The 23465-nt window shown below is 56.6% G+C and carries 24 protein-coding genes; 13 read left to right on the top strand and 11 right to left on the bottom strand.

What is annotated here, in order from left to right; all coding sequences use genetic code 11:
- Nucleotides 1–15: 15 nt before the first annotated feature.
- Entirely contained in the window at nucleotides 16–1095 is a 1080-nt protein-coding gene (locus tag GGD46_RS30065) for a hypothetical protein (protein ID WP_184710683.1), read from the top strand.
- 61 nt (nucleotides 1096–1156) lie between these two features.
- On the opposite strand, the gene GGD46_RS30060 is transcribed toward GGD46_RS30065, so the two are convergent.
- The 7 genes from GGD46_RS30060 to GGD46_RS30030 all read right to left on the bottom strand — a co-directional run bounded on the left by GGD46_RS30060 (nucleotide 1157) and on the right by GGD46_RS30030 (nucleotide 6525).
- Entirely contained in the window at nucleotides 1157–2116 is a 960-nt protein-coding gene (locus GGD46_RS30060) for a cytochrome P450 (RefSeq protein WP_184710681.1), read from the bottom strand.
- A gap of 177 nt (nucleotides 2117–2293) precedes the next feature.
- A complete protein-coding gene (locus GGD46_RS34095; protein ID WP_184710679.1) occupies nucleotides 2294–4132 on the bottom strand; it encodes an asparagine synthase in 1839 nt (612 codons plus the stop codon).
- Nucleotides 4133–4150: 18 nt separating this feature from the next.
- Nucleotides 4151–4306: a lasso RiPP family leader peptide-containing protein gene (locus tag GGD46_RS34585; protein WP_184710677.1), complete on the bottom strand. Its 156-nt coding sequence runs from the start codon at nucleotides 4304–4306 to the stop codon at nucleotides 4151–4153.
- A 47-nt stretch (nucleotides 4307–4353) separates the two neighbouring features.
- Nucleotides 4354–4761, bottom strand: coding sequence for a lasso peptide biosynthesis B2 protein (locus GGD46_RS34580; RefSeq protein WP_409527722.1), 408 nt, complete (start codon nucleotides 4759–4761; stop codon nucleotides 4354–4356).
- Nucleotides 4762–4787: 26 nt separating this feature from the next.
- Nucleotides 4788–5036 carry a lasso peptide biosynthesis PqqD family chaperone gene (locus tag GGD46_RS30040; protein WP_184710673.1) on the bottom strand — a complete coding sequence of 83 codons (249 nt, stop codon included), beginning with the start codon at nucleotides 5034–5036 and terminating at the stop codon, nucleotides 4788–4790.
- A 2-nt stretch (nucleotides 5037–5038) separates the two neighbouring features.
- Nucleotides 5039–5203 (bottom strand): hypothetical protein, encoded by a 165-nt coding sequence (locus GGD46_RS30035; RefSeq protein WP_184710671.1) that lies wholly within the window; start codon nucleotides 5201–5203, stop codon nucleotides 5039–5041.
- Between the two features lie 173 nt (nucleotides 5204–5376).
- Nucleotides 5377–6525, bottom strand: coding sequence for a site-specific integrase (locus tag GGD46_RS30030; RefSeq protein WP_184710784.1), 1149 nt, complete (start codon nucleotides 6523–6525; stop codon nucleotides 5377–5379).
- A gap of 190 nt (nucleotides 6526–6715) precedes the next feature.
- On the opposite strand from GGD46_RS30030, the gene GGD46_RS30025 reads away from it, so the two are divergent.
- Nucleotides 6716–7867 carry an RHE_PE00001 family protein gene (locus tag GGD46_RS30025; RefSeq protein ID WP_184710669.1) on the top strand — a complete coding sequence of 384 codons (1152 nt, stop codon included), beginning with the start codon at nucleotides 6716–6718 and terminating at the stop codon, nucleotides 7865–7867.
- 39 nt (nucleotides 7868–7906) lie between these two features.
- Here GGD46_RS30025 and GGD46_RS30020 read toward each other — a convergent pair whose 3' ends face one another.
- A complete protein-coding gene (locus GGD46_RS30020) occupies nucleotides 7907–8374 on the bottom strand; it encodes a gamma-glutamylcyclotransferase family protein (protein WP_184710667.1) in 468 nt (155 codons plus the stop codon).
- A gap of 161 nt (nucleotides 8375–8535) precedes the next feature.
- On the opposite strand from GGD46_RS30020, the gene GGD46_RS30015 reads away from it, so the two are divergent.
- Together GGD46_RS30015 and GGD46_RS30010 are read left to right on the top strand one after the other, a co-directional pair.
- The gene (locus GGD46_RS30015; protein ID WP_184710665.1) at nucleotides 8536–9660 is read left to right on the top strand and encodes an ATP-binding protein; all 1125 of its coding nucleotides are present in this window, start codon (nucleotides 8536–8538) and stop codon (nucleotides 9658–9660) included.
- A complete protein-coding gene (locus tag GGD46_RS30010; protein ID WP_184710782.1) occupies nucleotides 9660–11882 on the top strand; it encodes a S8 family peptidase in 2223 nt (740 codons plus the stop codon). Before GGD46_RS30015 ends, GGD46_RS30010 begins: the two co-directional genes overlap by 1 nt.
- A 6-nt stretch (nucleotides 11883–11888) precedes the next feature.
- On the opposite strand, the gene GGD46_RS30005 is transcribed toward GGD46_RS30010, so the two are convergent.
- The 3 genes from GGD46_RS30005 to GGD46_RS29995 are packed head-to-tail and all read right to left on the bottom strand — an operon-like array spanning nucleotide 11889 to nucleotide 14379.
- Nucleotides 11889–12233, bottom strand: a complete 345-nt coding sequence (locus tag GGD46_RS30005; protein WP_184710663.1) for a DUF6527 family protein — start codon at nucleotides 12231–12233, stop codon at nucleotides 11889–11891.
- A complete protein-coding gene (locus GGD46_RS30000) occupies nucleotides 12230–13630 on the bottom strand; it encodes a ThiF family adenylyltransferase (protein ID WP_184710661.1) in 1401 nt (466 codons plus the stop codon). The genes GGD46_RS30005 and GGD46_RS30000 overlap by 4 nt, the downstream gene beginning before the upstream one ends.
- Complete coding sequence (locus tag GGD46_RS29995; RefSeq protein WP_184710659.1) at nucleotides 13627–14379, bottom strand: multiubiquitin domain-containing protein; 753 nt, start codon at nucleotides 14377–14379, stop codon at nucleotides 13627–13629. Before GGD46_RS29995 ends, GGD46_RS30000 begins: the two co-directional genes overlap by 4 nt.
- 229 nt (nucleotides 14380–14608) lie before the next feature.
- Here GGD46_RS29995 and GGD46_RS29990 point away from each other — a divergent pair, with 229 nt between their 5' ends.
- The 9 genes from GGD46_RS29990 to GGD46_RS29950 all read left to right on the top strand — a co-directional run.
- Nucleotides 14609–14953, top strand: a complete 345-nt coding sequence (locus GGD46_RS29990) for a helix-turn-helix domain-containing protein (RefSeq protein WP_113159258.1) — start codon at nucleotides 14609–14611, stop codon at nucleotides 14951–14953.
- A gap of 4 nt (nucleotides 14954–14957) precedes the next feature.
- Nucleotides 14958–15920: an ImmA/IrrE family metallo-endopeptidase gene (locus tag GGD46_RS29985; RefSeq protein ID WP_184710657.1), complete on the top strand. Its 963-nt coding sequence runs from the start codon at nucleotides 14958–14960 to the stop codon at nucleotides 15918–15920.
- A 16-nt stretch (nucleotides 15921–15936) separates the two neighbouring features.
- Entirely contained in the window at nucleotides 15937–16644 is a 708-nt protein-coding gene (locus tag GGD46_RS29980) for a hypothetical protein (RefSeq protein WP_184710655.1), read from the top strand.
- Between the two features lie 55 nt (nucleotides 16645–16699).
- Complete coding sequence (locus GGD46_RS29975; RefSeq protein WP_184710653.1) at nucleotides 16700–18808, top strand: CHAT domain-containing protein; 2109 nt, start codon at nucleotides 16700–16702, stop codon at nucleotides 18806–18808.
- A gap of 235 nt (nucleotides 18809–19043) precedes the next feature.
- On the top strand, nucleotides 19044–19265 hold the full coding sequence (locus GGD46_RS29970) for a hypothetical protein (protein ID WP_184710651.1): 222 nt from the start codon (nucleotides 19044–19046) through the stop codon (nucleotides 19263–19265).
- 25 nt (nucleotides 19266–19290) lie between these two features.
- Entirely contained in the window at nucleotides 19291–21159 is a 1869-nt protein-coding gene (locus GGD46_RS29965; protein ID WP_184710649.1) for a hypothetical protein, read from the top strand.
- Nucleotide 21160: 1 nt separating this feature from the next.
- Nucleotides 21161–22006 (top strand): hypothetical protein, encoded by an 846-nt coding sequence (locus GGD46_RS29960; protein WP_184710647.1) that lies wholly within the window; start codon nucleotides 21161–21163, stop codon nucleotides 22004–22006.
- Nucleotides 21999–22757 (top strand): DUF6339 family protein, encoded by a 759-nt coding sequence (locus GGD46_RS29955; RefSeq protein ID WP_184710645.1) that lies wholly within the window; start codon nucleotides 21999–22001, stop codon nucleotides 22755–22757. Before GGD46_RS29960 ends, GGD46_RS29955 begins: the two co-directional genes overlap by 8 nt.
- A gap of 35 nt (nucleotides 22758–22792) precedes the next feature.
- The coding region (locus tag GGD46_RS29950; RefSeq protein ID WP_184710643.1) for a hypothetical protein at nucleotides 22793–23465 on the top strand (673 nt) is incomplete at its 3' end.

Raw genomic sequence — 23465 nt, 5'->3', positions numbered from 1 at the left:
ATTTTTGAGTGCGACATGACGAATGAAGATGCTGAGACCCCTATGATAACTGAGAAATTTGACCAAACCTTTCGAAGATATCCCGTTACATTTAGGTCAGCAGTCGAGGTGCATGCCTTGGCCGGTCGTGAGAGCGCAATTGCTATCCGAAGAGATCCAACTTCGATCGCTGATCAGTACCGAAAATTCCTCAGCGAAATCGTGAAATTATCCGGGCGAGACGAGCTAGACTACTTGGTATTCGCCCTGAGCCTAGCTATGGCCAATTTTGCTGAGAGGCACTCGAAGGCGCCCACTCGCGAAGAGGTTTTGGTCGGTCTGTTCCGAGGGGCCATTTCCCAAGCAATAACGGATTTAAAACGTGGTCTTAAAAGGAGTGGCAAGGATCCGCTTCTGCTCGAAATATTCGCGGCAGACTTGAACATCAAAAGTAGGGAGAAAAAGACGGGCGGCGACATTGCACTGATCGTCGACGTCTGCAATCAAAAGACCGGCCGGACGATCATCCCAATATGCTTTCAGGCTAAACGCGCAGCACCCAGCGGCGGAGCCTCGGTGGACATCCGGCGGTTCAACAAGTCGGATCCTGTAAGAGGCGATCACCAGCTCAAATCCTTGAAAAGCTTTGCAGAGGAAGGAGCTAACTGCGCTTACTTGTTTTTCAATAACCACACGGACTTTCGGGTTGATACTCCCATACTTCCTCTCGTAAAAGCGGTCGATGACATCGTGGGCTCCGACCATCCTCTTGACGTCGATTTGGCGGTCGAGACAATCGATGTCGCCAGTTTCATTTTGCACTTGGTCAATAATAGGAAAAACGCTGCATCGAGTATAGGCGAACTGGAGCCTATGCTGGCGAAACTTGTTGAAGGCGACGTTTCCCATCTTGTCGTCCTATCGTCGGAAAGCCAAGCGTGGGAGAAATCTCTCGAAAAATTCGGTACGAAATACACCACAGTCTCCAGATCGACATCCAATGCCGGATTCGCCGAGCTTGAACTCGCGTTCGAAGCAGCCAACAGCTACGACCTGCGTCATGACGCGGAGGCCCCCGGCTACCATCACGCGCCCGGGTCGGGGAATGGCGGTTGATCTTGTTACGATATCGGTCGCATGGTCCGCGCGAGTTGAACGACGTGTAGGTTAAGGTGCCCTATTGGACCAGCCGCAAACGCACCAGTGCCCGCAATGGAAGCGAGGTCCATCTCGGTTCGAACCTAGGAATAATGGTTTCGAAAATGGTCGAATTCGCGAAAGCAGATATGCCGATCTCTACAACACGTGCAGCGAGTTGATAACCGGGACAGAAATGCTGTCCATAACCAAAGGCTAAACTTCGCGCGTTCTGGCGACCTAATCTGCACGTCTCTGGGCTATTAAATACGCCGGGGTCGCGCCCTGCGGCGGCGATAGGCAAGATTATTAAGTCGCCTCTCGCCACCGGTTGGTTGAGCAAGAGAGTATCCTCCTGCGCATAGCGTGAGATTCCTGGGTAGACCGGGCTGTCAAATCGAACTAGTTCGCGAACAATTTCCGACACGTCGCACTGCTCTTCTCGCAGCGCAGTGAGCAGGGTTGGTGTCTTGCTCAAATTGAAGATTGATGAGCTTAACAGGTTCGCGGCAGAGTCGTTCCCGGCAACTAACATCGAGATGGCGAACCCCGCCATGTCGTCGTCTGAAACCGACGGATCTTGGTTACGAAAGAAGGAAAGGATATCCAATTGACCATCTGACACTGTGGTGCTGAGCAGCGATTTAATATGTGCACGGAACCAGGCGATTGCTTCGTCGGCCGTGATGTCAATATCTCTATCTTCACGGAGGGGCGTGAGCACCCAAGAGTTTTTAAGAAACTCTGTCCTGTCTTTCTGGGGCGTTCCAAACACCTCACAAAAGGCAAAGGCGGTCAACGGCATGCAGTAGCCGCTGACAATATCGAAGCCAAAATCGGAGAGGTTCGCTATCAGTCTTGACGCATGGGCGATCAGACGTCGCTCGACTTGCGCAAGAAGTGACCTGCTCAGCCCCGCAACCACGAAATTGCGGACGGCAGATACGTCGAATGGGGCTTGAAAGTCCGGAGGGGTTCTACCGAACTGGGGATCGGTCAAGACCGAAACGATGTCCTGATAGCGTGTGACGAGCCATGCGTTTTCACCGAATGGCAGACGAGCGCGGACTACGGGGGCTTCAGCACGTAACTGCTCGAAAATCTCATATGGTTGGTCAGCATCCGACCCGCTGTGCGGTAGTCTATAAGGACATTTTGGCGACATCACGCGGTTTCTCTATTCGGGATTGGCTAAGTCCTGCGACCCACGTAGCCAAGTCTCGCAGGCAAGTGTTTTCCAGAGGGCGATTGGTGGAGTGGGTTGACCTACTCCCAAGCAGGCGTCTCGAAAGGGCTCTTTCTTCACCATGCCGATCTTAACAAGCACAAGGTTTTCAGCGATACTCACCAGTTCCTCTGCGTTCCGTCGCCTTCCCTTGAATACATCAATTCCGAAATTAGGCTTTGTCGATCGCTCGAGAAGAGCCCCGGGAACGACACCTTTCATCGCGGTTGAAAGCAAAGGCTTATAGCTTGTCGGAACGGTTTTCTCGTCGTGTCGTACCGACAGACAAGCTTCCATTACTTGGTCATCGAGAAACGGGGCGGCCATGCGAGATCCGGATTGACGCATTAGCTGAGATGTTAAACGTATGGAATGAGCCCCCGATCTGATTCCGGATAGGCATAGATGTTGGGCCGGAGATGAATGCAAGGGCTCGCCTCGCTCGATCTGTTGCCGGAGCAGTTCTCGGACAAGCTCGGCGGTATAATCTGTGGCCCACGGCGGAAGCCTTTGCTCCAATGCCCCCCATGACGTACTCGCACTGGGACGATCTGGGAACGGCAGCCGTATCCCTTTAGCAACTTGCTCAAGATAGGCTTGCTGGGTGGGAGCCTTGGCCCAAGCCGTCGCTACGTCGATCAACGTCCACCGTCTCTTAGAGCGGAATTGGTTCAAACGGCGCGCTGCAGCGAAAGGCCTCTCGCGTATCCATTCATAGAGGTAGGTTTCTGGAGAAAGGAGAACCTCATCACCCCCATGGCCGGTTATATGCACGTTTGACCCCGCCCGTTGAAGGACCTTGGCGGTAAAATCTATCCGGCGCCACATGGCCGTTCCAATGTACGGCTCATCAACGTTCACTGCCGCAAAGTCGCCGATTCCATCAAAAGGGCCCGGAAGTTCATCACCAGGGACGTGTAGGTGCCGTCCAGGCGGAAGGCTGAGCCTCGCAAGGTCAATCCAAGGTAGATCGTCGTCGGCGTTCTCTCGTCCCGATGAAGAGAATGTAAGAAAGGGATGGCTTTGTTGAGCGCCGATAAAGCATAGAGACGTTGAATCGAAGCCGCCCGAGAGATCTGCCGAAACTTGATTACCGCAAGCCATGGCTAAATCGACTGCGGCTGCTAGACGTTCTCTTAAGAGCGGTGCTCCTTCCGCAAGTGTAGCGACTGCGTCCGGGCACTTCCACCACGGATGGAGCGAGGTCTGGCCGCTCGCACCTAGCTTTATCCAGCTACCCGCAGGCACCGACGAAATACCTTTCCACGGCGATTGAGATTCAATCCCGGCCGGCGGTTGGGGAAACATAAGTCGGCCAGCCACGGAATGGTGGTGCACGGGACGTATTTTCAGGAAGTTTAGGATGTCCTGTCTACTTGCAACAACTGGCAGGGGAGCATAGTCGTCAAGGAATATTCGTCGAAGCCCGCTGGCCGTGCCTTGAACCCGGCACTCACCGCCGAGGGACGCAATGAAATGAAAGCTACCAGGCAACCTTTCCAATAAGCCATCCAATCCGGCGCAATCGGAAACTGTGCTCCAGCCATTTTGCTTAGACCACTCTCTGGCAGCATGGAACCCAACAAATGCGAAGGAACCCATGCCGCGATTGAATGCGAAAAACTCGTCGTCGACCCAGTTGCCTGCGATCCATGGACGCCCGCTTGGATGCACTACGTGCCGCGGTAGGCTAGGGATAAGTGGCGAAAATAATCGAGACGAGGCCTCGTTGTCTGGGAAGACGACAAACCAAGTGTCAGCGAGAAAGTGTGGGGGGATATCACGGTCCACTCACACTTTCCTTTCGGCTCAGGTATTCCGGTCGCTTAGGTGGAAATCGAACGCGAGCGGCCCTGCAGACCCTAGGGTTTTCTCGGAAAATGATCCTTGCTGACGCAGAGTAGGCCGCTCATATGGCTTTCTCGCAGCTTCGACTTTCGACCCAGTTTCTATCTGTTCTTTCATGGCAGTCCTCCTTAGTGCAGTTGTAACTTGAAACCATAAAGGGAGTATCATCGCAAATGCGAACTGTGCGCTGCCTCCGGCGAGACCTCCATCATTACTGTAAAATAGCCACTCTTGAAGTTTTCTCCAATAGGAACTCCATCAGCCTCGACCCACGCGTGAGCTTCAAATGGCTCCTGTCGAGCCCCAGCACGCCAAACAGGCCAGACACCGTGAATTCGGCAGAGCATTGCGGTCGCAATTGACCTCGGCAAGCACCCTTCGCCAGCGCATGTAGTGCTGACGTAAACAATCGCATTTCTTGCCGCAGCGACTTCTTCTGGCGTTGCGGCCCGGCAACCTACACGCAGAATCTCCAGCGCCTTGATCAGCCTGCGGGGGCGAAATCGCGCCAAGACAAACGAGCAAAGCACGCAAAGGTTCGCAGCGCAGATCGTCCGCCAATTTGGCTTCATTGACTTCTGCAATACGAACTCTCGCGTCATTCTACGAGTCGTTCCTGTCTGAGGTGCCGTTCAAGTTTTTGTAAATCGGAGCCGGCCTCTTCGGCGTGAACGTCATATTCTGAACATATCCTGCGGCATACTTTATCGGACGGCTCGCCGTCGAGTAAAAGAGAAAGCGATAGCGCGCCGCTCGGGTTTAACTCCCAGTATTTTCCGGACTTTCCGTCAAGCAATATCCCGCCCACATCAGTCAATCTAAACGTGATGTGTTTGGCGAGCTTCATCTTCAGTTCTTAGCCTTCAGTTCCCTCTGAAGCCGCTCAACTCTATCTTTGTTCTCAGGAACCTCGAGATCGAGCAATTTCTTGAAATTATCCGTTTGCTTAACAAAAGCATGGGGATCTTCGATGAATTGTTTGAGTTCATCGTCAGACAATTGTTGCAGACCCATTCACTCCTCCTCTAGCTGTAAAAGGAGGTTACCACCTCCTTACTCTTTGGCAACACCTTTATGAAGACTATTAAGGACGTTCCATTGCTTGAAAGAAGTTGACGCTGGAACTGATGAAATGGCTAGACGGGCACGGCATTCGCGGTAGAAAACTATCGCTCCGAAATGGGGGGTTACAACATCCGTGCCGCACGTCCGCTGCGGCGAGTAGCGGTGTTGTAGTAACTTGACGCTTGCTGAACCGACCGATGGAGCGACTGTTCCATCGCTTCTTGGATGGGGATCCCGCGGTGGGCTGCCTCGGTCAGATACCCAGATCGCAGCCCGTGCGCCGAAAACTCCCCAGCCTCCAGCCCGGCCATCTCCGCCCGCTGCTTTAAGATCGCATTGACTGACTGCGGATCAAGCCCCCGTTTTGAAACCGTGCCCCAGCGCCCGATCCCCCTGAAGACGCTGCCCCTGCCAATTTTTGCCGCCGCCAGCCAGGCATTGAGGGCCTCGACCGGCCGACCGGTGAGATAGACGACATTGTCTTCCTCACCACTCGTCGTTTTCGTGCGGCCGAGATGGATGGCAAGCGAGGGGAGGGGAGCACCGTCGGCCACCTCGATCGGCTGCTCCTCCGTCAGCTGTTCGACGCGCAACCCGGCGATCTCGCTGCGCCGGCGGCCACCGGAGGCAAAGGCGACCATCAGGATGGCGCGATCCCGGATGTCGCGTAGGTTTTCGGTCTCGCAGGAAGCCAAGAGCTTGGCCAGGATGTCTCCGGTCACGGCCTTGGCGCTTTTCCGCTTCCGGGTCCGCGGGACCGCGCGCACGGCGAGACGAATGGCTGATTTGAGGGCAGGGGAGGTGAAGGCGCCGTCGAGGCCGCGCCATTTCGTCAGTGTCGACCAGTTGGCCAGGCGGCGGCGCACGGTTGCCGGCGCATGCGGACCCACCGATTTCAGAAAGCCTTGGGCGCGTAGATTGTCGGCGACGTCGGCCGGCATGCCGTGGCCGGGATCGGTTGCGCGCTTTTCAGGATCCCACAAATGCTGCGCGACGAATTTCAGCAGCAGCGCCTCGGGCGCCGGCCAGGGCAAGGACCGGCCGGTGGCCGCGAGCCCCCAGGCTTCGAGATAGGCAAGGTCGGAGGTCAGTGCCCGCAGCGTGTTGTCCCCCATGCCCTGGTTGACCAAGTGCCGTAGGGTCTCGACATCCTGGTCCGTCAGCAACTCGGCGAGCTCGTCGCGGCGCTCGATCGGCAGCACGGACGCGATGGTATCCAGCTCTTCGGCGCGCCGCTCTACGGACGTCTGTGATGTCTTCGCTCTGGTCACGGAACGGTCAAAAATCGCGGGTTTCGACGGCCGCTGGGACCGTGATTTGCCTCGATCATTGCTGATTTGCGACTCCAGATCAACTACCATCGATAATTGGTAGTTATCGATGGTAGACGATCGAAGTGCAAAGCATACTCGGTAAGGAACTTTAACTTATATATAGAGTTCCTTTAGAAAATCATTTACCATGATTTCAATGTCTTACGATCTCGCGAATTTACCCATCCAGAGCCTGCTCAAGCCCATTTCCGAGGCCGGAACCGCGCTTGCCCGCCTCGACGAGCGTGTTTCGCGCTCCGAGGTGGGAAGCGGCTTCCTCGAACGCCAAAATTTCGCCGATGCCTGCGCCTCGCTGTGGATTGATGGCGAACTCGTCCATCTCGAGGACCTCGTCCTTCACGATGCCAACCACGACATCCGCACGCCGACACACGAGCTGACCATCGCCCGCGACGTCTTGCGCACCCGCCGGCGGATCGCCGCGCAGCCGCCCGGCTGGGCGCTCACCCCGGACGGTCTCGGCAGCCTGCGTCGCCGAAACGTCGTTGCCGGGCAGGCGTGGCCCGCAGCATCTCTGGGAAATGGCGCTGCTGAGAGTGAAAACAGTGCGGCTCACATCGATGCGCCCGGAGAAGGAAAGGGGGACGTTCGTGATGACGATGCGTTTCTGTTCGACGCCGAGCTGGCCGCCATCGATGTGGTGTTGGCGCGCTCGGAAGCCGTGTTGAAGAGTGCGGTCGCACCAACAAGTCGGGCGCGGGAGCGTGACCCGCTCGTCTACGACCTCGACTGGGACGAGGACGCGCGGCTGGAGGAATGGCGCACCGTGCTGCGCCAGGCGGATCATCTGCCGCCAGTGTTGCGAGCTGTTGTCGCCCTCGACGCCTGGAACACGCTCGACGTGCTGCAGCACGCGCCTTGGCTCGGCCGGCTCCTCGCGGCCTCAATCCTGCGCCAGGGTGGCATTGCCGGCGCTCACCTGGTGGCGATAAATCTCGGCCTGAAAACCATCCCCGTCGATCGGCGCCAGCATCGCAGTCGCGAAGTCCGGCTGCTGGCCATCGCCGACGGGCTGATCGCCGCCGCCGAGATTGGCTTGAAGGAACACGACCGGCTGGCGCTCGCGCGAAAAATGATGGAGCGGAAGTTGCAGAGCAGGCGGGTCTCGTCAAAGCTCCCGGAGCTTGTCGATCTCGTCATGGCGACGCCGCTCGTTCATGCCGGGACGATCACGAAATCCCTTGGGGTCACGCCGCAGGCGGCGCGGCGGATCGTGGCGGAGCTCGGCCTGCGCGAGATGACGGGGAGGGGGAGGTTTCGGGCGTGGGGTTTGGTTTAGGTGGATGCTCTGCAGTCAAACTCGAACTAAAGGCATGACTCAACTCGACAGATCATCGGGCAGACTGGCCAGGTAGACGCGATATGTCTCTGGAAGGCCGTGATGGGCAGCGCCGTTTCGCAAGTGGGTCAAATAGGCAAGACTCGGAAGATGTGAGCCTTCCTGCGGTGAAGCGATATAGGTCTCAGCATCCATCGCCACTCCATCCATGCTGATCGTCACGGTCACGCGGTTATAGGCGTTTGCCAAAGGCTCCCTGTCTTGACGATAGCCTTCATTCTTGTCGAGCAATGCCAAATCTCTATCGGTGAGCTCCCAAACCACGCCCCAGGTGTCGTGGTCATTTTGCGGCGCGAGCGACGAGACGCCGCAACCGCGTTTTTTCGATCGCCTGGGAAAACAAAGGACATGGTCAGCCAGATAACCCAAGCCGACGAACTTCGCATCGGCGCAACGTTCCATCATCTGAGCCGGATCCATGTTGGACCCGTATGCGAAGTAGAGCATGCAGTCTCCTTTTCGTGCTGACCATAGTCAATTTTGTCGTCCATAATATAGCCATTAGATTTCAACATGTTGTGGTTGATGTGGCAGAAATTTACCTTTCGTTATTGAAATTTCGTCCACTTTAAGGGAGACTTGAAACTGGCATACGAGGACCTCCACACATGACGACAGCAAAGGCGGATCTCGACTCCGACATTATCAGCCTTGCGCGCCTCGCGCTCGCAGGCCGGGCTCAGGATATCCAAATGCTGGTCCAGCGCATAGCTCGCAAGACGCGCGCGGATAAGCCGGAGCTTTCCAGTTCGCTGACTGCGCTCCTTCGCGAAGCGCCATCGAAAGAAACTCCTCTTCGTCGTATGGCAGAGGTGCCAATGCCGGTCGATTCCGATTCGCGCCTTCACCTCTTGAAGATTGAGGAGGTGATCGAGATCGACCACGCTCCGATCCTTGCCCCGGCGGTGTCGTCGGCGCTCGACCAGCTGATCACCGAGCGCGGTCGCCTTGAAGCGCTTGACGCGGCCGGGCTGGATCCGACAAGGACCGCCCTTTTTGTCGGCCCGCCCGGTGTCGGCAAGACGCTTGCCGCACGGTGGCTGGCCAAGCGGCTCGGCAAGCCCCTGATGATCCTTGACCTTGCCGCGGTCATGAGCAGCTATCTCGGCCGTACCGGCGCAAATCTTCGCCAGGTTCTCGACTATGCCAAGCAGGCGGATTGCGTGCTTTTGCTCGACGAGCTCGACGCAATCGCAAAACGTCGCGACGACCGCGACGAGGTCGGTGAGCTCAAGCGGCTCGTCACCGTGCTTTTGCAACAGATTGACGATTGGCCGGCCTCCGGTTTGTTGCTTGCCGCTACCAATCATCCAGATTTGCTCGATCCGGCCGTCTGGCGGCGTTTCGAAATGAAGGTCGAGTTTCCGATGCCTGAACCACAGGCCATTCATGAACTTGTCCATGACTTGCTCAAGCCCTACGAACAGAAGGCCGAACAATGGGCGAAGGTCCTTGCGGTTGCACTTCACGGACAATCGTTCAGCGACGTCAGGCAATCGGTGGAGCGCGCCCGCCGGGCAGCTGCGATCTCCGGCGATGCGCTCGATACCCATTTACAGTCCCTGATTTTACCCGATCAGCTTTCCAAGTCGGAGCGCATCAATCTTGCAACCATGTTGGTCGACGCAGGGCTTTCCCAGCGAGGCGTGCAGAAGTTGACCGGCGTCGCTCGAGACACGGTGCGCAGCCATTCGCAGCCTGAAGCGACCCCGCGTAAACGAAAGGGTACATGATGGCGAAACAGAATTTTCTCTTGGGAAAAGGCGAGCGCCTCGTCTCTTCGGTAACAGGCGTCAGGGGCGGGGCTCCCAAACAGCATCCCTATACGTTTTCGGAATCTCGGTCGCGTCTGGCGCCAATGCTCACCCGCGCTGTCTCCTTCGTTGACCGGTTGCCACAGGCAGCGTGCCCGGACGACAAGGCCGTCCTGTCGGTTGTTCTCAATCCGGAATATATCGCAAAGTCATTTTATCCGAAGGAACTCTTCCAACAGGTTGGCGTCGAGGCGGTCGGGAGCCGTACCCGGTCGATCACGCCGCAAAAGCGATCGCTAGGACGCCCGTCCGAACAGACCCTAACCACGGAAATCTTCGTGATGGGACCGCGAGCGTCGTTGCGAAACTGGAGCACGGCGCTTCCCCAATGGAACAATGTGTCCCCGGCGACAAACGGGATCATCGCGATCGAGGAAATCGGGGCTCCGGACGCAGACGACAAGCTGAAAGGGCATCTTCCAGAGTCCGGGAACGTTACCTTCGAAGCGGTGCTGCACACCGACGAGCTCTTAGGCGAGCAGAAAATAGTTCACGCGTTTCGGACATATCTTGCGGAGCTCGGTATCGCAGCCCCCATGGATCATCGATTTTATGCGGGCGGCCTTTGCTTTGTCGAGCTCACCGCGCCTGGAGAGCGCGCGGAGGAGATCGCGACCTTTACCGCGGTCCGCGCGCTGCGTCAGATGCCCACCCTCCGTGTGCTTCGGCCGACAATTCGAGCGGCCGCGACGCCTTCGCCTCAAATCCAATATCCTTCAGAGGTAGCAATGGATCCTGGTATCCGGGTTGCCATCTTTGACGGCGGCGTGCCGGACAACCATCCGATCACGGCCTGGACGACGCCAATTGATACTACCGGGGTCGGCAGCTCGCATGAGGATCTCCGCCGCCACGGCGTGCATGTCACATCCGCGTTCCTATTCGGGCATATTGATCCGACCAAACCAATATCGAGGCCATACGCGCCCGTTGAGCACTATCGTGTTCTCGACACTGACCCCAGCCAGGATCCGGAAGGGCTTTATGAGGTGCTGTACCGGATAGATCAGACGCTTCTCAATCGGCAGTTCGATCTGGTGAATATAAGCCTCGGACCCCATCTTCCAATCGAAGATGACGACGTCCATGCGTGGACGGCGGTGCTCGACGATCGCTTTGCACGAAACGACACCTTGGCGACCATCGCCGTCGGAAATGACGGCGAACGGGATGCGGCACTCGGGTTCAACAGGATCCAAGTACCTTCCGACTGCGTCAATGCGATGGCGGTTGGCGCTGCTGACAGCCCGGACGCCACTTGGGCACGCGCGCCTTATAGTTCTGTTGGCCCCGGTCGAAGCCCGGGCCTCATCAAGCCCGATCTCGTCGACTTCGGCGGATCGCTGCAGCGGCCGTTTCTGGTCGCAAGTCTGGATGGAAGGCCGCAGCTCGAAGTTACCGGTGGAACGTCTTTTGCGTCGCCTAACTTGTTGCGCGTAGCCGCCGGCGTTAAGGCGCACCTTGGCGCCAACATCGACATGCTCGCGGTAAGGGCCCTGCTCGTCCATACGGCAGAAGAGACATCCATCTCGGCCGAGGAAGTCGGCCGTGGCCGGGTCGCCAGGACGATGGATGATATCCTATTGTGCGACGACGACACCGTCAGGGTCATCTATCAGGGGACCATTTCTGCCCGCAGCTATGTGAGAGCTCCGATCCCCGTTCCAGCCGCGGAAATGGACGGCAAGGTCAAGATAACAGCGACGATCTGCTACAAGACGCTGACGGATCCCCATCATCCGGGCAACTATACGCGAGCCGGCCTGGAAATCGCATTCCGGCCAAAGGACACGAAGCGAAAAGAAGACAATAAGCTACATGCCGACACGCAGAGCTTCTTTGGCAAGGCTCAGAAGGGACTGACGGAAGGGGATCTTCGGCGTGACGCCTGGAAGTGGGAAAATACGTTGCACGGCTCTGTCGGATTTCTTGGTAAGAGCCTGCGCAATCCGGCCTTCGACATTCACTACAACGCCCGTCTCGAGAGCCGCGATTTCGAACCGGAAGACGAGTTGCGTTATGCCCTGGTGGTTAGCGTCAAGGCTAAGCGCGTTGCGGATCTCTACGATCAGATCGTTCGGCGATATCAGACGCAACTCGAGCCGCTGCGTCCGGTCGTTGAAATTCCGGTCCGTAGATAGCGTCTATCATTCACACCACCGTATTTTCCCGTTTCGAATAAAGAAATGGGAACGGCAACCGACCTGCCGCCAGACGGAAGGATGTAGCGTGCCCGTGCCGTCCTTCTCGATCTTCGCGCGCCAGACCGCCTTCTCGTCAGCGATGAGGTTCATTTCCAGGACGGCGCCGCAGCCGCAAGGGCATACCATCGACGCCTGCCATGGATCTCCATCCTCGTTTAAGATGTAAAGCGTCTTCGGGGCAATGAACCGTGGCATGCTCCCCTCTCGAACCACGCCGCGGTAGGGGCGGCGTAGCACGACGCGGTAAATCCCCGCCAGGTAGTGTCCAGCATCCGAAAGCCAGGTCATGCGCGCGGCTCCGAAAGTTCCGGCAAGCCGAGCAGCGGCGAGATCCTCCCATGGCCGAGCCAGGGTTTGAGGAGCGCGCAATCTTCCTGCTCTTCGTCGGCAGTCAGACGCAGCTGGCCCAAGCTGAACTCTATCGAGCCGACATCGCTGTTCGGCATCTGGCGGTAGGGATGGATTCTTGCGAGGAGGTCATTTACCGCCAAGGCTGCCGCAAACATGTTGATGCTGATCACGGCGGGCCGGCTGACACTCAAGCCACGGAAATACTTATCGCGAACCTGCTGTGCTTCCGCCTCCGGATCTGCGTCGGCAAGGCCTTCTTGCGCAACCGTGCGAAGCGAGATCACATCGCGGGACATCAGGCTCGACCGCCCCGGTACGATGTAGTGGATCGTGCCAAGGATGTCGCGAATTCGACCCGTCGCATCGCCGTCGCCAGCGGCATCGAGCATAACGCCGATGTCGAAGTACGGAATGATATGGTATGTCGAAACCAGGTTCATCGCAAAGCGCCCGGTATGCGTATCGACGCAACCGAAAATGACATCGCAGACCGAGAGAGCATGGATAGCCGCGGGTGACATCAACGTCGACGCAACCTTGATGATGCGCGTCGGAAGCTCCGTTACGATCGCAGCTGCTTCAGCCACATCGACCTTGAGCCGACCCGCGCGGGCATCGGCGACGCTGCTGTTCAAGATCCGGTTCAGATTGCGGTCCTCGACGGTGTCGGGGTCGATAATGACGATTTCGCCGAAGCCGAGGCGGATGAGCTGTTCAAGCAAGGGGCTGCCGGTTCCGGAAATACCGACAATGCCGGCGCGCAGCCTCGCGAGCGTTGCGGTCGTTCCATCCCCGAAGGCCTGATCCTGAGATCGGGCGAACGGATAATTGCGATTGTGAGCGCTTGCCGGGAAGAGCCGAATGTCTGGCCCTGCAACGCTGATCATGTCCATCGACCGCATCCCGTCGCCTTGCCAAAGATAGCGGCCAAAGAGCCGCCCGCATGGTTGCATGACGATGCTGCCGTGAGGGATGTCGGCGCCGACCCAGGAGCGGACCACCGGCAAGAGCTCGCGATCGCCGACATCGTCAACTTCCGAGAACTGCGGGAAGTTGCCGGGATGGCAATGAACCTTCACCACACTCAGCCCAAGCTCTTCGGCATGATCGAGATGTGGAATGATCAGGTCGGTCGGCCAGGAGACGCGGTCGTCGAGCCTTTTGCACTTGTCATGATCGAGCCGGATCACATCACGAACAGAAAGGCGGTAGCGACTCTCATGGCTGCTACCGCCGCAGAGCAGGAGGGCGGCGGCCTCAAGGCCGTCGCCGGGGAAGAGATGATGACGCAGCACTTCATGCTGGTCGACCGTCATGCTGAGGGTAACGTTCATCGCGAAGCCTCCTGCTCGAAAATTTCCTCAATGAGGAAGACGTGGGTTTCCAGGCAGTCGACGCCAGGCACCCACAGGTTCGCACCGGAACGATGACGCGACCAACGCTGGAAGATCTTGCCTTCGATCGGCTGTTCGACCTGCGTCTGCGGAATCTCGCGCCCGTCGGTGCGAGACAGTTTGGGATAGACGTAGAGCATGTCGAGCGGGGTCATGGGGTAACCCTGTTCGATGCGGATCGCGAGCGACACGCTCTTATGGTCGAAGCAGGAGGGTACCTGGAAGTCATGAAGGATGACCCACGTCGAGCCGTCCTTGACGATATCGAAGCGATGACCATAGACCTCCAGGAAGGCAATGTCGGCGTCCAGGAGCGGCGCATCGCGCCGCCCCTGAACTTCGCCGTCGGTCTGTTCCTTGCGAATAGCGCGGAACTTCTCTGTGCCTGGATGCCGGAGGTCCACCTTCTCGTCGAGCTCCACCTTCTGCGGCTTGTGGCCGGCGAGCTTGACGCGAAGCGTATAGTTCTCGGGCGAGGTCAGGCCGGCGAGAACGAGCACTTCGCGGCCCGTGATATACGGCTTGTCCCAGACGAACGACTTATCGTTGATCTTGAAGCGGTAGCCCTTTGCAAGGGGCGGGCGCTTGCCGTCCTTCGCGTAGGCTTCCAGTTCGATGATCTCATCAAGGATGTCTTCGAGAAGATCCTCGATGCGGGAAGCCGGGTTTTCATTTCCGATGATGTGCATTTTACCCTCGTGGGTTTGCGGTTTGGCTGACCATCCCACCGCGGTCGGTCAGTGAGTGCATCATCATTCAAGCGTGCTAAGTTTGTCAAGCATCAAAATAGCATGCTTGATAAAAATAGCATCTGAGACGCATGCTTGACTTATCAAGCATGGCGGGTAGAATGCTTTGCGCCGCGAAATCCACTGACAGTGCTGGCGCCCGAAGCGCTGTCATCGAAAGAGGAGAGTCGTGAAAGTCACCCTTGGAGAATATCTCGGGTCAATCCGCACCGATAGAAAGCTTACTCTTCGCGGAGTCGAAGAGGCGACCAACAAAGAAGTCTCAAACGCTTATCTAAGTCAGATTGAGAACGGAAAAATTCAGAAGCCGTCCCCAAACATCCTTTATGCCCTCGCGAACCTGTATGGCGTGGACTACGACAAACTGATGGAGTTAGCAGGTTACATTACAACGACGCGTACAGATGTTGAGCGCCATGGGAGGGCAGCGACATTTTCTGAATTGAACTTGACGCAGAACGAGGAGGCTGAGCTGCTGAAATACCTCGGGTATCTGCGTTCAAAGAAGGATTGACCAGTTGAAACCAGACGACAGTTCGCTCACCCCGGGCGAGTATGCAGCAATACATCGCGCGGCGACCGATCTGTTGAACAAGGCAAGCGCATGGGACCGGCTACCTACGCCGGTCCCTGACCTGCTTAGCGCAGCAAAGCTGCGCGTCGCGCCAATGAGTGCATTTGATCCGCGTTCGCTTCTGCGGCACGCCCGCGAATTTGGTGAGCGGGCGGCAAAGCTCGTGAAATCGGCAATCGACAAAGTCATGGGCATTTTCGATGTGCATGACGACCTCATTCACATCGATACTACGGTCAACGAATCGAAGCAGAATTTCCTGAAACTCCACGAGGCGGGCCACAAACATATCCCTCACCAGACTGGTCTGTTCCGATGGATCCAGGACTGCGACAAATCGCTGTCGCCGGAAGCTTCTGACCAGTTCGAGCGCGAGGCTAACATCTTCGCGACCGTCGTGTTGTTTCAAGATCGTCGCTTTGCGGAAATGGCCGCTGACAGCTCGTTCGGCATCAAAGTTCCCCTCGCCTTGAGCAAAAAATTCGGTGCGTCTGCCTATGCGTCGATGCGAGAATACGTCCGGCGAAGTGAACGCGCCTGTGCGGTGATCGTTCTCAATCCGGCAGATATATGCCCGGTATTGGGCATGCGCTCCGAGCTTCGTCGGGTCGAGCTGTCGCCACTCTTTCAAGGGCATTTCGGTGATCTGAAGCTGCCCGAATACATCGACCGGTTGAGTCCGCTTGCGCTGTTCATTCCGCTCGGGGGAAAGAGAATGTCCCGACCGGGCACTTTGCCTCTCGAGGACAAGAATGGGGACGTGGTGGAGTTTGTAGCGGAAGGTTTCGGCACGCCGTTCAATACTTTCATTCTCATTCATGCGAAGGCTGGCCTGAAAAGGTCCATTTTAATGCCGTCCTTCGTCAGCAAGCCTAGCCGTACGCAAGCGGCGCGGTTCGCAAAATAGATGTGGCGGTGGGACAATGAAGTCTATCAGTGAAGCGTTCGACAGTTTTGCGCACGCACTGCGGGTCAACACCGAGCACCTCATCCGCGCTCCTGAACTTCTGAAGGTTGATCCGCAGGAAGCAGCAGGCAATCTCGATCAGGGATTATCGTCCATTCTCAATAGCTTTCATAGCATTTACGACGCTGCGAACGATGACCCGCGAATTTCGTTTTCGTGGAACCGGGAGCCGGCTACCGCGACGCTCCTTGCAATACGCAACGCTCGCCACCACAATCACGCACATAGAATTCGAAGTTTGGAGGGGTACTTCACTAGAGCCGGTCGCGCGCATCTGTCTAAAGCGTACGACCTTGTAACCTATGGCGAGGGTGACAGTGAGCGGTCACTGTTTGTCCAGGCCCTCTCATGGTCGGACATCAGTGACCTTCTCGATATGCCATTTGACATAACGCGCTTGAGCGCTGCCAAGGTGGACGCGATGCGGGCCTATCTTGGCGCCGGTTCCATCGCTTCCCATATCGCTGCGCAGACTTCGACTGCTCCTGTTTTCTTTGATGTGCTGCCGCTTATCGTCAACGCAGCAAAAGCTGCGATTGCTGTCATAGAGCCCTACCTTGAAATTTACTCGCTGGAGGGCGAAGGGTTCAAGGAGCACTTCGAGGATGTCGGGGTTGTTGACACGAGCGTCCTCAACTTTCGAATCTGCATGTTCCGTCCCTGATGCGAAGATGTCTCTTGGCCGAAAGCCCTTCGATCGTACAGGTGGTGCGAAAACCATGACTTTAGCAGACCATTTCCCAACATCCGCCAACGCGTTTCCAGACCTCTTGCCCTGGCAATTGCCGTTCGACTGGATTGAAAAGGGAGCGGCTTTTGCTGACGCCGTCTTGAGCTTGCAGATCAAGCTTCAAGAGAATGACGACCAGCTGGATGCATTTTGTGTTGCTCTTCGAGCGGACATAGAGGTGCAGACGGCGCGTCAGACTGACCGATCGGTCGCCGCTATGGTTGACGGCTTTCGCTTTGTCACCTCTCAAGTGCAGATTTGTCGGACGATGACACTGGGGCGTATGCGGACATGTTACGACTGGCTGCTCTGGTCGATTTCTCGAGAGCACGTCTTCGGTCGGACTGAAAATTATGCGATGTACGCGCTTCCGCCCTATGAAGGTGCCACAGGAACGATGAACGAGCTCGCGCTCGAAGTGGCAGTTGATTGGGTCTGGGCGGCATACATTGTCGCGCACAAGTTTGGTGGTCTTGATGACCACTGCAGGATGTTCTTCGAGGCTGCGGTTGCGATCGGTCTACAAGCCGGTTTTGGCAAAGGAACGATGGCGCTGACGGCCGTCGCCACCTATTCGGCTGCGAGAAAGCTGGAGGCCACGCAGTTGCCGGTCAAAGTGTTGTTGCAGCTTCTAGAGGATCCGGACACACCCGCGCGGGATAGAGCTCAAATCCAGATCGCTATGTCGACCCACGCTGGTTTCTATACCGATACCCGCCCGCTCGATTGGGCACGCCGCACACTTTCAGATCTAAGATCAGAGTTGAAGGAGCACGAAGCGCTGCAGCTTCTTGGGGTCACCCTGATAGACCAGGAAGCGTGGCTTGCAGCGCGGGCAGAAATCTTGTCGGAGATTCAAGCTCTCTCAAAGCTCTACCGCTCCGGCGTTTCGCGGCAAGTTGCACGGGTCTCTCTAGATTCGCGTATCCTACTGCTGCATCCGATTATCTATGCCCTATGCAAGTTCGGTTCGACCGAAGACCTGATGTCGGTTCTGCATGCCTGGTACGCGGAGCCCGACTCACCCCCCGCTGATGCCGATGTCCTTTTCGTATGTCCCAACCATGGGGATGGGGTTGCTTATGTTTGGCCCGATGATCGTCATTTTGTTTCCAATAGCGCGGCCGAATCTCTTGAAAAGGCTCTCATCGCAAACTCAAATGCGCTCAATGAGTATTTCCGCGGACCGCAAGGGGACCGGCAAATTAGAGTTGACGAAAGGCTGAAGACTACCCCGGCCTTCGAATTCGGCGCTGAGATCTGGGCGGCGATGGGTGATCACTACAGGCTGTCGGAATTGGCCGATAGGCTGCCGCGTGGCTGGGTCCCGCGATCTGTCGTGGTAATGCCAGCCCACCGTGACCCGTTGCAAGCCATGATCCTGGACCGCCTTGGCTGGATCGCCCCCTTGGAAACCTCTCTAACCATATCCAACGACCATAGGCCTATCAGGGTACTTTCGATTTGGCCCGGGTCAACGCATACCACTGAGGCCGAGGTAGAAGTTCTGATGCACGTGGCCTCTACTGCTGGCTGGCGTGCGAAGGTGGCGTCAGGAGAGCTCGATCTGAGAGCGTTTCGTCAATTTTACGAGGATTCCGACGCCGACGTACTTTGGGTCATCGGGCATGGCGAACAAACATCGGACGACGCGAGCCAGACCGGTGTCGTGATGGAAGATGGCACTATGGCGTCGCTTGCCGATATTGCAGAATTTAACGTGCCTAGCACAGGGCGCCGGCTGCTCGTCTTGAACATTTGTTCGAGTGCGACGGCGCAGACGTTTAACGGGATGGCTCGGTCGGGCCTCGCTCAAGAACTCGTCTCTCCGTCGCAACAGGTTATCGGCCATCTGTGGCCGATCGACTATTATGCTGCCTTGGCCTTCGGTAGCAGTCTGGCCATGGCGCTGACCCGCCTGCCACCGGCTATTGCCTTGAAAGAAGCCTCGCTCATGATGCGCGATCAGGGTGAGTTGATGGATTTGTTACAGGGAATTTCACCGGAGCTTCAAGCTATTCAACGGCTTAGTGGGCGGCGGGCAGCCGAGGTGTTGGGAAATGTGCTGTCCTGGGGGTGCCCGGTTATCCTGACTTAACCGCATGGAATTTGATGATCGCAAGGCGGCCGCGGAACGGTCATTTGCCATCTCGATCATGTAATCCTTAGTCTCGACCAGCTCTACCGGCCTCCGGTGCTGCTCGCGAGGAGATGAGGCGTTCGGCGCTAATCGGTGAAAACGCATTCCTCTCTTTTGAAATATTTCCGCAATATTATTGACATATGCGTGCTGACAGCAAATATTTGCACAATAGGAATTTCTGGTGGTGTGCATGAGTAAGAAAAGAGAAAAGTTTGTGGAACTTGCCGAAGCGAGGGTCAACCGCGCGATAAAGGATCTTCAACTTATCGGAAATCTTTCAAACACATCCGCTTACGAATTCACCGAAGCTGACATCCGTAAAATGTTTTCCGCCATCCAGAAGGCGACGGAAGTCGCGAAAGCGCGGTTCGCGCGTGACGGTGATGCAGGGAGTGGAGAATTCAAACTTTAAATGCGGTAAGGCAGGGAGGCAGGGGATGGCGGGGATACGCTTTCTGACGAATGAGGCAAGTAAGGTTGAGGGTCTCGGATACCCCGGTGTTGAGACATTCAAGGGATCGCCGTATACCAGCTGTGCACGAGAGACCGGGCAGAACAGCCGAGACGCAATGCGAGGATCCGGTCCTGTCCGCGTCAGCTTCGACATGCTGCTGGTTAAGCGGCAAGATATCCCTTTTGCAGATGAGCTCCAGCATTCCATTCAATGCTGTCTCGAGGCGCCACAGAACGAAAAAACGAAAGCTCACCTTGAACGCGCGCTTACTGCCATATCGGCGCCGGTGGTCAAGATCCTGCGGATATCTGACATAAACACCACAGGCTTGACGGGACCTATCGATGACCCCGGTTCCGTATTCACGGCCCTTGTGAAAGGGGATGGCATCACCAACAAGCCCGATGAAACGTCCGCCGGTTCATTTGGTATCGGTAAAAATGCGGCTTTTGCCATATCCGAACTCCAGACGGTCATCTATTCGACCTGCTATGAAGATGCAGACAATGTTGTCCAGTTCGCCGCACAGGGAAGGCTACGTCTGATCTCTCACAATGACGGAGAGCGAAAATGCTCAGCCGAGGGTTACTGGGGGGATTCAGGTTTCAGGGCCATTGAAGATCCTGCCGCGGTACCGGAGTGGATGGCCAGAGAAGAAATCGGTACCTCGATTTATGCGATGGGCTTTGATGAGCGTGATCATTGGGCATCCCGAATGACGCTGTCACTTGTTGCCAATTTCTTCGTAGCAATTGACCGCGGCCAAATCGAGTTCGTCGTCGATGGCTCCGTGATCAATAGTACTTCACTGGATACCGTGCTGGAAAATGAAGGTTTGGAGGCGCTCGCGCGTGAACATGATCAGCTTGCCGAACTGGATCGTGCTCGCCGACTTCTGTTGTGCATAAGGTCAGAAGCTGCGACCCGGCATGGCATCACTATCTCGGGGCTCGGGAACTTTACGCTCCACCTGCTCGTCAGCGAACAGCTTCCCCGCGAAGTACACGTGTTACGCAACGGCATCTACATCACCGACAATTTCGCGAAGTTTTCGCAGCCGATGCGCCAATTTCCAGGCACGAGAGAATTTATTGCCGTACTTGAACCTGCTTTGACAGATGAAGGTCGTGCTCCGAGCGCATTGCTAAAGCAACTCGAGAATCCTGCTCACGATGCGTTTGAGCCGGACCGGATTATTCACGAGAAAGATCGAGCGCTCGCGCGTGAGCAGATCAAGAAGCTTATCAGCGAGGTACGCAAGATCATCCGCTCGGTAGCCAAGATCGATGAGGTGCAAAACAGCCGCCTCGATGAACTCTCGTCGATGTTTGCGGATACCGGTACGACGCGCGATGAGGGCCGCGAAGACGAAGAACGAGATCCGGACGCTTACATCTACCAAGAGCCGCGGCGGGGGACACGTCGACAGGCCACGGGAGCGACCGGGAAGGGAAAAGCCAAAAAGCGGGGCGGCACTGGCCGCAGCCAGGTCGGTTCTAGGACAGGAGAGAGCCGCAAAACTCAACGCAGGATGGGAACCGGCGCTGCGGTGCCTCTGGATGCCATACGTTCAACGGCGAGAGCCGGCGATCCAACAATCCGTAGCGTCTGGTTCACTCCGACCGCATCTGGCAACATCGAACTCGCACTCGAGGCTTCGGGCCTTACTGATGATGTCAGTCTCGACGTGCAGTCGAGTTCTCCTGGAACGGTCAGCAAAGGGCGGATGCAAATGAGTGTTCGAGCCGGCCAGCGCGTGCAGCTTGAGATCACGCTTACCGAGCCGTTTGCGGGTCCAGTTGAGCTCAGTGCGGTCAAATTCACCGCGGCTGAAGAAAAGGAGCCCGTGTAGGATGAAAATCTCGGAAACCGCAAGCTATCCGCATCCCGTGCTAGCGCCCTGGTCGGGTGATATTGTTGGAGCTTCATTTCATGCAGAGCTCACATTGCGTGAGGATGGGGCGGCGCAGCAGGTCGATATTCATTGCAAGGTAACGCTGGAACAACCTGACCTGGTAGCGCTGATTGAGCAGGGTGACGCTTCGTTTGGATGTTTCATCACCTGCGTTGCCACAGGCTTTCGCCGCCTTCAGCGCTTCGGATTTCCCTCTGGATCACACCAGTTTGCGCCGGGTGCTTTGCTGGGCCGGGTGCAGATCCGGCCTATGGTCTGGGCATTGCGTCCTATTGCAGCCTATGCTCCAAACGGTGGCCATCCCGAGTTCGGCGGCCCTATCGATGTTGAGGTCGGACAAATACTCGCCTTGGATGACGAGCTCCGGGTTGACGTGCTGCGTCCCGCCTTACCCTCGATTGAATCGATTTTCGAAATATTTGCTTCCAAGGAGGTCCCCGAAGGAGAGTTCGAAGTCGACCTCTCGGGAGACAGGATTCACATCATGATGGGGGAAACTTCGTTCTCTCTGGTTCAGGGGTTAAGACAGACGGACGAGGCAACGCGGGGAGTGGTGATGAATGCACTGTATGTGCCGGTCGTCATGGAGGTTCTCCAGCAAATAGCTGGAGGGCCCGACCAGCACTCACACTGCAGATGGTTTGAACCCTTCCGGAAGCGCAGTGAACTCCTTGATGTCGACCTGAAGTCACCGGATTTGCTTACAGACGCCCAGATACTGCTTGGCAAGCCCTTCGCTGGCCTGAACCGGTTGATCGAACAAGAGGATCTCGTGAATGACTGAGGCCGTCAAACTTGTGTCGCAGCCGGTTGTCGATCGGCTTGCAGAGACGATAACGCAAAACATCGATCGGTATCGCACTGGTGATTTTTCCGATCTTGCTCGAGAAAACGGCTGGGCGATCGAGTCGCGGATTGCGGACTGGGATCCCGGGATTGCTTCCAAGCTCGATCCTGCCGGAACGCCCGAAGCTGAAATCCAGAATTCACTCCTCGTCTGGAATGGGTTTTCCGGCATGACGCCCGCGCTCGCCCGGGAAGAGAGGCTCTGGACACGTTTATGTCACGTTGAGTGCCTTGATTTCGCGCGCGGTCGCTGGCTAAAGGGCAACGACAAGGACGCCAACATGGTCAGGATCCATTTTTTTGCCAACGGCATCACAGGTTGCCGCGACGACAATGCGATTGGCCGGCTCTGGTGGAACGGTCACGTTGCAGCCTTGGCTTCTCCGGGGAACGTTGAGCGTGGGTTGCGTCGGTTGCTGGCCCGGGCGAACTACCGGATGCAGATCATTGAGAGAGCCAATACGGGCTTCCGTGAGCCGCTCGTACGCGGGATCGTGCGTTTGCTGGACCAGGAGCCCTGGCTCAATATAGACGATGAAGCAATTGTTGATTTCATGGTCGAGGTCAACAAACGCAGCGGTAGCTTTGTGTTCGAAGCTCTGGATGATGCGGGCATTGATCTTCATCTGCAACACTGCGTCGCGTTCGCAAAAGCTCGCAAGCCACGGGCAGCATCGGTAGCCGCTTGAGCAAGTGGGAAAAGCAAAAGATCAGCGGCTCCTGAATGACACCTGACGAGCGGGACATTATCAGGGACTTCCTGAATCAGCTGGCGAGTGAGGAAGAGACTCTTCATCGCGACATCCGGCTGGATCGCGTCGGCCTCGCGTTTCGGACGGCCATCAATGAACTTGACTGGTACGTATGGAACTACCGGCAGCAGCAAGAACCGACCGAGGAACAGGAAGAACAGTATTACCTCATCTCGCTTGGTGTAGCGCGTCTGGTTTTGCTCTCAATGCAAATACACCGCGGCTATCCCGTTCCAGCTCTCACTTTCAGGCGGCAGCGCCGGCTGTATAGCGAGGTTCTGTCGCTGGTCAGTCATCTTGGTTTTATCCAGCATGGTCGTCGAGTTTCCGACTCGGCTTTCGCGGGCTTTTGTCAGGTCACCCGCGATCCTGAAGGGCGCTTTAATTTCATTCTGCCGGCGGGCATTATCGATCACGGTGCTGTAGAAGATGATGTCAGTCACCATTTCTCGCGGGAAATGGCGCGGGTCAGGCATGATTTCATGCGAACATCGGAGGGCCGTAATCTTCAAAACGTCATTGATGAGCTACACACTGACAATGTGTTTGTCTTTCGCGAGCACTTCATGGGCTACAATGCTGACCCTCTGCTTGACGAATTTTATTTTCAGACAGCCTGGAGCGATCTTAAGAATGCGATCGGGT

It is taken from the genome of Martinezella lusitana, assembly GCF_014207095.1.
Lineage (GTDB): Bacteria > Pseudomonadota > Alphaproteobacteria > Rhizobiales > Rhizobiaceae > Rhizobium > Rhizobium lusitanum_B.
This window is presented reverse-complemented; position numbering and strand designations above follow the sequence as displayed.